This window comes from Brotomerdimonas butyrica (genome assembly GCF_025567305.1).
Classification (GTDB): domain Bacteria; phylum Bacillota; class Clostridia; order Peptostreptococcales; family Anaerovoracaceae; genus Lentihominibacter; species Lentihominibacter butyricus.
Window position 1 is genome coordinate 136349 of record NZ_JAOQJP010000007.1, and the last position, 12523, is coordinate 148871.

At 50.5% G+C, this 12523-nt stretch carries 12 protein-coding genes; all 12 read left to right on the plus strand.

What is annotated here, in order from left to right:
* Window positions 1-116 precede the first annotated feature (116 nt).
* The gene (gene recG / locus OCV59_RS06560) at window positions 117-2156 is read left to right on the plus strand and encodes an ATP-dependent DNA helicase RecG (protein ID WP_147593694.1); all 2040 of its coding nucleotides are present in this window, start codon (window positions 117-119) and stop codon (window positions 2154-2156) included.
* 87 nt (window positions 2157-2243) lie between these two features.
* Complete coding sequence (locus OCV59_RS06565) at window positions 2244-2444, plus strand: alpha/beta-type small acid-soluble spore protein (RefSeq protein ID WP_147593695.1); 201 nt, start codon at window positions 2244-2246, stop codon at window positions 2442-2444.
* Between the two features lie 255 nt (window positions 2445-2699).
* Window positions 2700-3236, plus strand: coding sequence for a 16S rRNA (guanine(966)-N(2))-methyltransferase RsmD (gene rsmD / locus OCV59_RS06570; protein WP_147593696.1), 537 nt, complete (start codon window positions 2700-2702; stop codon window positions 3234-3236).
* A gap of 53 nt (window positions 3237-3289) precedes the next feature.
* Window positions 3290-3772, plus strand: coding sequence for a pantetheine-phosphate adenylyltransferase (coaD, locus tag OCV59_RS06575; RefSeq protein WP_147593697.1), 483 nt, complete (start codon window positions 3290-3292; stop codon window positions 3770-3772).
* A gap of 20 nt (window positions 3773-3792) precedes the next feature.
* Window positions 3793-4365, plus strand: coding sequence for an ATPase (locus OCV59_RS06580; RefSeq protein WP_147593698.1), 573 nt, complete (start codon window positions 3793-3795; stop codon window positions 4363-4365).
* Between the two features lie 45 nt (window positions 4366-4410).
* On the plus strand, window positions 4411-5337 hold the full coding sequence (locus OCV59_RS06585; protein WP_147593699.1) for a hypothetical protein: 927 nt from the start codon (window positions 4411-4413) through the stop codon (window positions 5335-5337).
* A 7-nt stretch (window positions 5338-5344) separates the two neighbouring features.
* Entirely contained in the window at window positions 5345-6685 is a 1341-nt protein-coding gene (locus OCV59_RS06590) for a tRNA(Met) cytidine acetate ligase (RefSeq protein ID WP_147593700.1), read from the plus strand.
* Window positions 6686-6807: 122 nt separating this feature from the next.
* Window positions 6808-8016, plus strand: a complete 1209-nt coding sequence (locus OCV59_RS06595) for an acetate/propionate family kinase (protein ID WP_147593701.1) — start codon at window positions 6808-6810, stop codon at window positions 8014-8016.
* Window positions 8017-8171: 155 nt separating this feature from the next.
* On the plus strand, window positions 8172-8357 hold the full coding sequence (rpmF, locus tag OCV59_RS06600; protein ID WP_147593702.1) for a 50S ribosomal protein L32: 186 nt from the start codon (window positions 8172-8174) through the stop codon (window positions 8355-8357).
* Between the two features lie 257 nt (window positions 8358-8614).
* Window positions 8615-8956 carry an arsenate reductase family protein gene (locus tag OCV59_RS06605; RefSeq protein ID WP_147593703.1) on the plus strand — a complete coding sequence of 114 codons (342 nt, stop codon included), beginning with the start codon at window positions 8615-8617 and terminating at the stop codon, window positions 8954-8956.
* 388 nt (window positions 8957-9344) lie between these two features.
* A complete protein-coding gene (locus tag OCV59_RS06610; protein WP_147593704.1) occupies window positions 9345-12005 on the plus strand; it encodes a cation-translocating P-type ATPase in 2661 nt (886 codons plus the stop codon).
* 336 nt (window positions 12006-12341) lie between these two features.
* Window positions 12342-12523: hypothetical protein (locus OCV59_RS06615; RefSeq protein WP_147593705.1), on the plus strand; the 182-nt coding region annotated here is incomplete at its 3' end.

A 12523-nucleotide genomic window follows, 5' to 3' on the forward strand; every position in this document is an offset into this window, starting at 1 on the left:
TATAATATGCAGAGACGCAGATATTGTGCATCGATAACGGCATATGATAAAATATCAGGATAACGGACGTATTTTCAAAGCACACAGGCAGAAGATATATAGAGGTGAACAGATAAATGGATTTAAGGGAAAGTGTCACATCGCTGAAAGGCGTGGGACCGAAAAAGGCAGAAGCTCTGAAAAAGCTGGGTATCAGCACGATGGAGGATCTCGTGTTCTTCCTGCCGAGAAGCTATGAGGACAGGCGAAACCGCGTCGATATAAGCGATGCGGCGGAGGATCAGAACTCTGTCGTGACAGGCGAGGTAAAGCTCGTGGTGAACGACAGGTACAGAGGCGGCAGGAAACAGATGCTCAGGCTGCTCGTCGAGGACGGGACCGGTTCTATGGAAGTCGTGTTCTTCAATGCGAAATATCTTCAGCACAGCTTCAGGACCGGCAGAAAATACACGTTTTTCGGCAAAGTGACGAGAAACTTTGGCAAAATGCAGATGATCCATCCGGAATTCAGCGATGCGGACGGCATGGAGGACGGGATACTGCCGGTGTATCCGCTTACAAAAGGCATTTCGCAAAGGGAAATGCGCACATGGCAGAAATCGCTGAAAAGGGCATATTCCATGGCAGAAGACATCCTGAGCAGCGAAGCGGTCGAGCGCAACAGGCTGTGCAGCCTGAGCTACGCACTCGAAAATGTGCACTTTCCGCAGGAAAAACAGAAACTGCTCGAGGCGAAATACAGACTGATCTTCGACGAGCTGCTCATCCTGCAGACAGGCCTGTTAATGGCCAGGCAGAATGTCACGGACGGAAGAAACGGCATAGCGTTTTCGCCGGAAGCCGATACGGGCAGATACATAGAATCGCTGCCGTATCCGCTCACCGGAGCACAGCAGCGGTGTGTGGAGGAGATAGAACGCGATCTGGAAAGCAACACGGCGATGAATCGTCTCGTGCAGGGAGACGTGGGCTGCGGTAAGACTGCGTTAGCCGAGATCGCGATGTACAAGGCAGTAAAAAGCGGATATCAGGCGGTACTGATGGCGCCTACGGAAATACTCGCGGCGCAGCATTTCGACGGCATAAGCAGAGCTTTTGAGGCTCACGGGATCAGGACGGCGTTCCTCACGGGATCGCTCAAAGCCGCGCAGAAGCGCGAGGTGCTGGAGCAGATCGCGACAGGTGAGGCGCAGGTGATAATAGGCACGCACGCGGTGATACAGCCGGATGTGGAATTCAGCAGACTGGGTCTTGTGATAACAGATGAGCAGCACAGGTTCGGCGTCAGACAGAGAGTGAAGCTCAGAGAAAAAGGAGAGAACCCGAACGTCCTCGTGATGACCGCGACACCGATACCGCGCACGCTTTCCGTGATACTGTACGGAGATCTGGACGTTTCCATAATAGACGAGCTGCCGCCGGGAAGACAGCAGACTGTGACGAGATGTCTCAAGTCAGAAAAACGCGGCGAATGCTATGATTTCGTCGAGCAGCAGCTGAAGCAGGGGCGGCAGGCATATGTCGTCACTCCTCTTATAGAAGAATCGGAGACTCTCGATGCAAAATCCGCAGAGCAGGTCGCTGCAGAGCTCAAAAAACGGTTCAGAGGCTACAGCGTCGAGCTGATACACGGTGCGATGAGCCAGGATGAGAAAGACCGGATCATGGAGTCTTTCAGCAGAGGCGAGACAGACGTGCTGGTCGCGACTGTCGTGATAGAGGTCGGCATCAATGTGCCGAATGCCACTGTGATAGTGATCGAAAACTCAGAAAGGTTCGGGCTCGCGCAGCTGCATCAGCTCAGAGGAAGGGTCGGCAGAGGAAGCCACAGATCGTACTGCTTCCTCATTCTTGACGGAGGTTCGGAGATCGCCGAAAAGAGAGGTCAGATCATGGAGGCCTCGAGCGACGGATTTTTCATAGCAGAGGAAGATCTGAAGCTGAGAGGTCCGGGAGAGATCTTCGGCACCAGACAGCACGGACTGCCGGATCTTGCGATCACCGATCTCTCAAAACATATGAAGATCCTGGAGCAGGCAAAGGAAGAAGCGAAAGCGATGCTGGCGGACGATCCCGCGCTCGACGCTCCTGAGCACAGCGCTCTCAGACGCCGCATCACAAAACTTTTCGGCGAAGATCTGACGCTCGATCTGTGATATGAAAAAAACGGCAGCATATGAAATAATTGCTTGTAATACTTTTTTCACCCCGGGTTAAATTATTATTACAGGAGGTGATGTTAAATGTCATTACAGGATAAGATGAATGTCAGTGCAAAACCGGCATTAAAGAACTTAAAGACTGAAGTAGCGAGCGAGCTGGGTCTTGCGAATTACGAACAGGCAGACAAGGGAAACCTCACTGCCAGACAGAACGGCTACGTTGGCGGCTATATGACTAAGAAGCTCGTCGAAATGGCTGAGCAGCAGCTTTCAGGAAAATAAGCTCCTGACGTATAGAAGCTGAACAGAACGGGAAGAGAGATATCTGCCGGAAAAAGCGGATATCTCTTTTTCATGTAAAGCTGCAGGCGGCCTGCGCCGGACTTTTGCAGCGGATGCCGGGCATGGCGATCCGCATGTGTGCTGTCGCGGCATGTCTGTCATACAAAGGGTCGCAGCTGAGAATTTTGCAAACACATATGGATAAATCCGCACTTTAGTGCTAGAATATGTAAAAACATCTACTGGAGGGACAATATGCGTGTAATAGCAGGTGAATATAAAGGAAGAAAGCTTCAGACTCCTTCGGACTACGCGATCAGGCCGACGTCTGACAAGGTGAAGGAAGCGCTTTTCAGCATACTTACGGACAGGATATACGGCAGCAGGGTGCTGGATCTCTTTTCGGGGACAGGCAACCTCGGTATAGAGGCGCTCAGCAGAGGGGCGAGTCTGTGCGTGTTCGGCGACAGCTCGAGGGAAAGCATCAGACTGATAAAGGCGAACATCGCCCACTGCAGGGCTGAGGAAGGAGCAGTCGTGGTGCCGGGAGATTACCGCAGGACTCTGACGAGCACATCGGAGACATTCGATATAATACTGCTGGATCCGCCGTACGACAAGGGACTTCTGAGGCCGTGCTTTGAGCTGATACGTGAACGCAGACTGCTCAACGAGGGCGGAGTGATCGTTGCAGAGCACAGAAAAGAAGAGGTCATGGAAGACGAGATATGCGGATTTTCCAAGCTCAAGGAACGCCGGTACGGGATCATCATGTTGTCAATATATTGTTGAATAAACCCCCGGTCCATGGTATAATTAACAGGAATTTCTGGGAGGATTTACATATGAAGACAAAGGCCTTATACACGGGCTCATTCGATCCGCTTACAAACGGACATCTCAACATCATAGAACGTGCGGCTAAACTTTACGATGAGCTGACTGTGGGAATAATAGTCAACCCTTCCAAAAAGTGCGCATTTTCACTTGAAGAACGAAAAGAAATGATACATACAGCGCTGGCTCATCTTGACAATGTGAGCGTCGACTTCTTTTCCGGACTGCTCGCGGACTACGTGAACAGCAACGGATTCAACGTGGTGGTCAGAGGGCTCAGAGCTGCGATGGATTTTGAATACGAGATACAGATGGCTCAGATGAATGCGAGACTGTTTGACGAACGCGTGGAGACCGTGTTCCTGATGACTGATCCGCAGTACTCATTCCTGAGCTCCAGCATGATAAAGGAAGTGCATTCGCTCGGCGGCAGCATAGACGGGCTCGTGCCGGATGCGATACTTGAAAAGATGAATGAATCGAAGAACTGACGAGACACAGGAGGATAATGATGAGGGTTTTAGAACTTTTAGAAGAAATTGAAGAAATCGTTGATACCGCCGCAGGTTTTCCTCTTACAGGGAAAATAATGGTCGATTCACAGGAGCTGCTTGAGATAGTCAGAGAAATAAGGGCTGAGCTCCCTGACGAGATACAGCAGGCACAGTGGATAAAGAACGAAAGAGAGAGGATCATCGCAGAGGCGAGGACGCAGTATGAAGCGGTGATCGAAGACGCTCAGAAACAGGCTGACACCCTCGTTGAGAACAATGATATAACGGTAAAGGCGAAACTCCGTGCGGACGAGCTGATGAGAGTCACCGAGAACACTGCAAAGCAGCTCAAGATCGGAACGTACGACTACCTCGACAGCATCCTTTACAGCTTCCAGGGCAAGATGGAGCACCTCAGCTCGATCTACTTCGGGGAGATGTTCACGAGCATCGAAAAAGCCTTCGACGACATCAATTCGGCACTGGCTGCGAACAGGGACGAGCTCAAGGAGATGGCGTACAGGACGCAGGTGGATGCGGACGACATGCCTGCCCTGTCAAAGTCTGAAGACGAAGAGGAAAAAGAATAAATACACCGGATACATAATACCCGTAGTCTGTAATATATATGGACTATGGGTATTTTTAAATTCAGCAGAAAAAAGATAATACTGGCAGGTGTGATGACTTCTGCATGCTGCGTACTGATGGTCGTTTTCCCGTCCATAGCGCTCTGTTCAGCGAGAAAGGGCATATCGCTGTGGCTCAGCAACGTGTTGCCCGCGCTGCTGCCGTTTTTCATATGCGCCAATTTCCTGCAGGATATAGGGGTGATACGGATATTCAGATCGGGAGTCTTCCCGTTCGTGATGAGCGTATTGTCGGGGTATCCTATGGGAGCAAAGATCGTGGGGGACCTCAGGCGCGACGGAGAGATCTCGCAGAGGGAGGCGATGAGACTGATGAGCTTCTGCAGCACGTCAGGGCCTGCGTTCATGGTCGGTGCGGTCGGTGCGGGCATGCTGGGGTCGGGAATGCTTGGCGGTATCATCGCGGCGGCGCACTATGCAGGAGCTTTCCTGAACGGTCTGCTGTACACTCGTCTTCTGGGGCGCGACGATGCGCCGGCAGGTCCGCTCTCATGCGGTGTGAGCGAAGCGAAAGGGCTGCAGGAGTCTTTCACGGATGCGATACTGCTGTCGTTCCGATCGCTGGGGATCGTGCTGGCATATATCGTGCTGTTCATGTTCGTGACAGATTTCCTGCATATGTGCGGCGGTTTTTCCATGATAGAAAGCATGCAGCTGAGAGTGCTCGCGAAGGGGTTCTTTGAGATGACCGTGGGGTGCGGCGCAGCTGCAGAGTGCGTGGATGCTGCGGAGTCTGTGAAGTGCGTCATGTGTGCTGCGATAATGTCCTGGGGCGGCCTTTCGGTGCTGGGTCAGACGATGAGCATGCTGTCCGGAACGGGGATACCGGCGGGCTACCTGGTCATCAGCAAGATCACGCACAGCCTGTTTGCGGCAGCAGCGGCTTTTCTTATCTGCGGCGCTGTGTTATGATACAGGTATGAAAATATTAGGGATAACAGCGGAATACAATCCGTTTCACAACGGACACAGATACCATCTCCAAAGATCGATGGAGATGACAGGCGCCGATTATTCGGTGGCAGTGATGAGCGGCAGCTTTACGCAGAGAGGAGAGCCGGCAGCTCTCGACAAGTGGACGAGGAGCCGGCTGGCGGTTCAGAACGGCGTGGATCTCGTGCTGGAGCTGCCTTTCCTGTACGCGTGCAGCAGAGGCGAGATCTTTGCATCAGGAGCAGTAGATATACTGAGGGGGATAGGAGCCACGCACATCTCGTTCGGCAGCGAGAGCGGCGATCTTGAGGCTCTGCAGAGTCTTGTCACGGGCATGCGCATGCGCAGCGGAGAAATAGACGAGATCAGGCTGCAGGAGATGCAGAAGGGCGATTCATTCGTCAGATCTCTGCAGCGTGCAGTGGAAAAGGTGCTAGGCGCGTCTGCTGCTCAGCTGATGGCGGAGCCGAACAATATACTGGCGATAGAGTACCTCAAGAGGATAGACTGCTGGAACAGCATGGGGCCGTCTGATGGCGGCTGCAGAAATCGCATAGAGCCGTGCACGGTGAAGCGTTTCGGTTCGGGCTACGGATCGCTCAATGAGGAAGCGGGGTTCGCAGGAGCGACCGTGCTGAGAAAAATGGTGGCTGATGGAGTGTCGTGCAGTGACGGTGAAAGCGCGGACTGCGGTACAGCAGCCGGTGACGGATCGGTAGCGGACGGTGGAGAGGATATCACGGCAGGCTGTTCTGATGCAAAGGCGCAGCTCGCGGACATGCTTTCGCGGTACATGCCGTCTGACTCGGCAGAAGCACTCGCGGGCGCAGGAAGCCGCGAAGCGGCAGAGCACAACGAATTCGTGATGCTGCAGGGAGAACTGATGAGAACCGGCAGCAGTGAGCTTTCCACGATATACTGCATGGGCGAAGGTCTCGAGAACAAATTCAAAAAAGAGATCGTCAGAGCGTCGTCGATGGCAGGGTTCATTTCCTCGATGGTATCGAAGCGGTATACGGAGGCTGCGATACGGAGACTGACGACATATGTCCTGATGGGAATACGGGGCTATCAGCCCGAAATGAAGCCGTACGCGAGGGTGCTGGCTGCAGGAGTGAAAGGCAGGGAGCTGCTGAAATTCATCAAAAAGGAAGAGCTGGCGACGATACCGGTGATAACGAACATAAACAAGCAGGAAGACGACTGCTCGGAAGTCCATGAGACTCTCCGGCACGATATACTGTCTGCAGACCTTTACAATATAATAATGCAGAGGAGCCTGTATGACTTCTCGGACAGAGTGATGATGCCGTATATCGAACGGTGACGAAACCGGGATAAAATTGACGAGAAAATTCTGAAAAATATCAAAAGTATTGAACCGGACAAGCTTAAACTGTATAATAATATAGTTATTTTATTAATAATTCAAAGTATGGAGGAATTTAAATGAAAGTTTTAGTAATCAACTGCGGTAGTTCTTCACTGAAATATCAGGTTCTTGATATGACAAACGAAGTTCTTTTATGCAAGGGACTTGTAGAAAGAATCGGAATGGACGGATCGGTGATCACACATACAAAGATCGGAATGGATGAGAAGTTCCAGCTGATCGTTCCTATGGAAGACCACAAGGACGCTATATCACACGTACTGATGGCTATACAGGATGAAAATCACGGTGTAGTCAAAGATATGAGCGAGATCGGTGCAGTAGGTCACAGAGTAGTACATGCCGGCGAAAAATTCGCGCATTCGGTACTTATCGACGACATGGTGATAGAAGCTCTGGAAGAATGTATAGACCTGGCTCCGCTCCACAATCCGCCTAACCTTCTCGGTATTGCAGCATGCAAGGAACTTATGCCTGACACACCTATGGTAGGAGTATTTGATACAGCTTTCCATCAGACAATGCCTCCTGAATCATATATTTACGCTATTCCTTATGAATACTATGAAAAGTATGGCATCAGAAGATACGGCTTCCACGGAACGAGCCACAAGTATGTTGCAGAGAGAGCTTCAGACATACTCAATGTAAATCTTGACGACCTCAAGATCATCACATGCCACCTTGGAAACGGAGCATCAGTATCAGCTATCAAGAGAGGCAAGTGTATCGATACATCGATGGGATTCACTCCGCTCGAGGGACTCGTAATGGGTACAAGAAGTGGTGATATCGACCCTGCTATCGTTACTTACATCAGAGAAAAGGAACACCTCGATCAGGGTGTTGCAAACGAGATCCTGAACAAGAAGTCAGGTGTACTGGGAATCTCAGGCGTTTCAAGTGACTTCAGAGACCTCGAGGCAGCTGCAGAGGACGGAAACGAAAGAGCTCTGCTGGCACTCAAGGTATTCGCTCACAAGGTAAGATTCTACATCGGAGCTTACATCGCAGAGATGAACGGCGTAGACGCTATCGTCTTCACTGCAGGAGTCGGCGAAAACGACATCGCTATGAGAGACATCATCTGTAACGACCTCGGAAATCTCGGAATCAAGCTCGACCTCGTAAAGAACAAGGTAAGAGGCAAGGAAATGATCATCTCAAGAGACGACTCAAGAGTAAAGATTATCCTGATCCCTACAAACGAAGAGCTTATGATCGCAAGAGATACATACAAGATCGTAACTGAATCAAGAGCATAATCGACGATATCGTGAGATATTTTTACTAACAGTAAAAATAGTAGTTGACAACTGATACCAATGGAATGTATACTTTAGAAGTTGCAAATTATTAGAACGATATTTGATTCAACGAATATGTTATACACATCATGGCACAGAAGGAGGTGTAAAAAATGGCAGTACCTAAGAGGAAAACTTCAAAGGCAAAAAGAGATCAGAGAAGATCACCTAACATGAAGATGAAAGCACCTGGACTTTCAATTTGTCCACAGTGCCACGAGCCAAAGCTTCCGCACAGAGTTTGCCCTAACTGCAACTATTACAATGGTAAGGATGTAGTGGAATCGGCAGAAGCGTAAGCGCTGGTAAGTCTGCTCTGCACGGCAGAGAGACATTATAATGGAAAACAAAACGGTATCGGGTCTCGGTACCGTTTTTTCATGGAGTAACAGGATGTCGCCGGGGTGCGGTATGGATGGATCGGGATCAGCTATGCGGCAGTGCCGGGCTCTTGGGTCGCGAATGATATGTGCGGCAGAGAGATGATGGTATGATGCTGTGCGAGCAGATATCCGATCTCCGAAAAAATGATATTGACCAAAGGGGGGAATTTTGAATGCTGTTTATAGAATATCCGAAGTGTTCGACCTGCAAAAAGGCTAAGAAGCATCTTGAGGAGCTGGGCGTCAGCTTCGAGGACAGGCATATAGTGGAGGAGAATCCTACTAAAGAGGAGCTCGCGGAATGGATAGCAGTGAGCGGATATCCGGTAAAGAAGTTTTTCAATACGAGCGGTATGAAATACCGCGAGCTCGGCCTGAAAGACAGGCTGCCGCAGATGACAGACGAGGAGAAGATTGAGCTGCTGGCAACGGACGGGATGCTAGTGAAGAGACCGCTGCTGATAGACGGCGACAGGATACTGGTAGGATTCAAAGAGGCTGAATGGACATTTTGATCGTTTTACAGCTGGTTTTGCTGCCGCAGTTTGCAGCGAACAAAAAACTATTGACATCGGAGCGGAATAAAGATATCATACTGGTAAATGAAAGGGAGTAGCAGGCACATGATGTGTTTACGCTATCGTCAGCGCGGTGATAACACACCCGGTACGTAATGAAACTGCGAGACTTTTATTGCATGTTTATCATGCAGTAAAAGTCTCTTTTTTTGTTGGGACATATGTACATGTGCGGTCCTGCAGCGAACCGCACATGTAAAGCTGCTGCGCAAACTGGTTATAATAACAGATGTGCAGCATTTGAATATCACAGGTATGAAAATTTAATGAACGTGTACGGTGTGGAGCCGGTACACAGATAAAAAAGCACCAGGAAGGAGCATATATGAAAGAATTTTACAAGATGACAGAACGGGAGGCGATGATCGCTGTCAACGGCAGCACAGAGCCGATCACGGAAGAAGCTGTGGCAGCGAATCGTGAAAAATACGGGCCTAATGAAATCGCAGAGGGCAGGAAAAAATCCATAGCGCGTATTTTTATAGAACAGTTCAAAGATTTCCTGGTCATAATACTCATACTGGCTGCTGTGGTATCCGGGATACTCGGAGACATGGAAAGCGCAGCAGTAATACTGATCGTGATAACGATAAATGCCATACTCGGTACGGTACAGACGGTGAAAGCCGAGCAGTCGCTCGACAGTCTTAAGAAAATGTCAGCTCCTGAGGCCAAAGTGTTCAGGAACGGGCAGTTCATCAAGATGCCTGCTGCGGAGATAACGGTCGGAGACCTTGTAAGTCTGGAAGCGGGAGATTTCGTCCCTGCAGACGGCAGGATCATCACGAATGCAGGCATGAGAGTAGACGAAAGCGCACTTACAGGTGAAAGTCTGGGCGTTGAGAAGGATGCCGCGGTGATAGAGGATACCGTACCTCTCGGCGACAGGCTGAACATGGTGTATTCGGGGAGCTTCGTTACTTACGGAAGGGGTGAATTCCTCGTTACGGCCATAGGCATGGAAACAGAGGTGGGAAAGATTGCGACGCTCCTGAAGACGACGTCCGAGAAGAAAACCCCGCTCCAGAACAATCTCGACAACTTCGGGAAGAAGCTTTCGATACTGATACTCGTATTCTGCGGCATACTGTTCGGTATAAGCGTGATCAGAGGGCAGGCTATAGGAGATGCATTCCTGTTTGCAGTAGCTCTGGCTGTAGCCGCGATACCTGAGGCACTCAGTTCGATCGTGACGATCGTGCTGTCGTTCGGTACGCAGAAGATGGCTAAGGAACACGCCATCATCAGGAAGCTGCAGGCTGTCGAAGGCCTGGGCAGCGTTTCCGTGATATGCTCAGACAAGACGGGAACACTCACGCAGAACAAGATGACGGTAGAGGATTACTACGTCTGTGGAGAAAAGATACCGGCGTCTGACTTTGACATGGAAGATCCGGGCGAAAGACAGCTGCTGCTTTGCAGCGTGCTCTGCAACGACTCTGCGATAGCGGAAGGCAGGGAAATCGGCGATCCTACGGAGACTGCGCTGATAAACAGCGGCACCAGACTCGGGATGAGCTATGAAGCTGAGCGAAAGCTCAATGAGAGGTACGGCGAGATACCGTTTGACAGCGAACGAAAGCTCATGTCGACATGTCATGTGCTGAAACGAGAAAATGTAGAGCTTTTTGAAGATACACAGAAGGTAATGATCACCAAAGGCGCAGTCGATGTGCTGCTTGGCAGGGTCGCATATATAAAGACGCGCGATGGTGTGAGAAAGATCACGCAGAGCGACAGGGAGGCCATAGAAGCGTGCAACAGCGAGTTTTCCAGAAACGGACTCAGAGTCCTGGCCTTTGCATATAAAGCTGCCGAAAACGGCTCGGCGCCGGGAGTGGATGATGAAAACGATCTCGTGTTCCTGGGGCTGATATCGATGATGGATCCGCCTAGAGAGGAATCAAAGGCAGCAGTCGCCGAGTGCGTCGAAGCCGGGATAAAGCCGGTGATGATAACGGGAGATCATCGTGTCACTGCGGCGGCGATAGCGAAGAAGATCGGGATACTGAAGGACGAGTCCGAGGCGTGCGACGGTGCGTCGATCGACGGCATGAGCGACGAGGAGCTCAGGGATTATGTGGAGAACATATCCGTGTATGCCAGGGTGTCGCCTGAGCACAAGATAAGGATAGTCAGGGCATGGCAGGAAAAGGGCAACATCGTTGCGATGACAGGCGATGGTGTAAATGATGCGCCTGCGCTCAAGCAGGCTGACATAGGCGTTGCGATGGGGATAACGGGCAGTGAAGTCGCAAAGGATGCAGCTGCGATGGTGCTGACTGATGACAACTTTGCCACTATAGTCAAGGCGGTAGAAAATGGAAGAAATATATATAAGAATATCAAGAATGCGATACAGTTTCTGCTGTCAGGCAATTTCGGCGCGATACTGACCGTGATGTACGCATCTGTGCTGGCGCTGCCGGTACCGTTCGCTCCTGTGCATCTGCTCTTCATAAACCTGCTGACGGACAGTCTTCCGGCGATCGCGCTGGGACTGGAGCCTCACAGCAGGGATCTGATGGATGAAAAGCCGAGACCGGCGGATGAATCTATACTGACGAAAGATTTTCTGCTCAGGATAGGCTTCGAAGGGCTGTCGATATGCGTAATGACTGTCATCGCATTCCTGATCGGTCTGAACGGCTGGTTCACGGCTGGTTCACTTGGTGGAAGTGCACTGCTGGGAAGCACCATGGCGTTCGGCACGCTGTGCAGCAGCAGACTTTTCCACGGATTCAACTGCAAGGCTGACAGACCTGTGATCTTCACGAAGAAATTCTGGAACAACAGGTATCTGATTGGGGCGTTCGTGCTCGGCATGATACTGATAACGCTTGCGATCGCGTGCCCGGGACTTGGGTCTGTGTTCAAGGTTCAGTCGCTCGGTCTGCCGCAGCTGCTGACGGTGTACGGACTGGCATTTCTGAACATACCCGTGATACAGCTGATGAAGCTCGTGCGGGCGAAGGTGAGGAAATAAAGTACTTTAAATAAATAATGATATAAACTGCACTGTGGGGCAGTCATGCGATCGCATCGTAATGAAATGCATTGTCCTCGAAGTGCAGTTTTTTTGTTGTGAAAGGGATGGAGGGTAGCGTGGTGGTGTTGTGGCATGGTGATGTGGTGGTGTTATGACGTGGTGATGTGGTGTTGTGACCTGTGGTGATGGCCGGGTACCAAAAGGAGACTGCCGGCAGAAGATTTTTGGTAAAATACACCCCTGCAGTAGCAGTGCAGTAACGTGTGTGAGGTGTACCCCAAAAAGTAGAGTCTGAAAAAAGATGATATAATAGAGACAATACGGAGGTACACTATGGCACGATCAAAGTATTCAAGAGGATTAAAAATCAAAGTTGCAAAAGAAGCAATGCTGCCGGAAAATCAGGGACTGGAACATGTCATCGCAGAAAAATATCACGTGATGCCATGGACAGTGATAAAATGGCGAGACCATCTTCAGCAGGTCGGGGAAGAAAATGCATTCAAGAAGGGATA

Bases quoted from the DNA above. Each gene is read 5' to 3' on its own strand.
- recG (WP_147593694.1), top strand. From the start codon at position 117: ATGGATTTAAGGGAAAGTGTCACATCGCTGAAAGGCGTGGGACCGAAA.
- OCV59_RS06565 (WP_147593695.1), top strand. From the start codon at position 2,244: ATGTCATTACAGGATAAGATGAATGTCAGTGCAAAACCGGCATTAAAG.
- rsmD (WP_147593696.1), top strand. From the start codon at position 2,700: ATGCGTGTAATAGCAGGTGAATATAAAGGAAGAAAGCTTCAGACTCCT.
- coaD (WP_147593697.1), top strand. From the start codon at position 3,290: ATGAAGACAAAGGCCTTATACACGGGCTCATTCGATCCGCTTACAAAC.
- OCV59_RS06580 (WP_147593698.1), top strand. From the start codon at position 3,793: ATGAGGGTTTTAGAACTTTTAGAAGAAATTGAAGAAATCGTTGATACC.
- OCV59_RS06585 (WP_147593699.1), top strand. From the start codon at position 4,411: ATGGGTATTTTTAAATTCAGCAGAAAAAAGATAATACTGGCAGGTGTG.
- OCV59_RS06590 (WP_147593700.1), top strand. From the start codon at position 5,345: ATGAAAATATTAGGGATAACAGCGGAATACAATCCGTTTCACAACGGA.
- OCV59_RS06595 (WP_147593701.1), top strand. From the start codon at position 6,808: ATGAAAGTTTTAGTAATCAACTGCGGTAGTTCTTCACTGAAATATCAG.
- rpmF (WP_147593702.1), top strand. From the start codon at position 8,172: ATGGCAGTACCTAAGAGGAAAACTTCAAAGGCAAAAAGAGATCAGAGA.
- OCV59_RS06605 (WP_147593703.1), top strand. From the start codon at position 8,615: ATGCTGTTTATAGAATATCCGAAGTGTTCGACCTGCAAAAAGGCTAAG.
- OCV59_RS06610 (WP_147593704.1), top strand. From the start codon at position 9,345: ATGAAAGAATTTTACAAGATGACAGAACGGGAGGCGATGATCGCTGTC.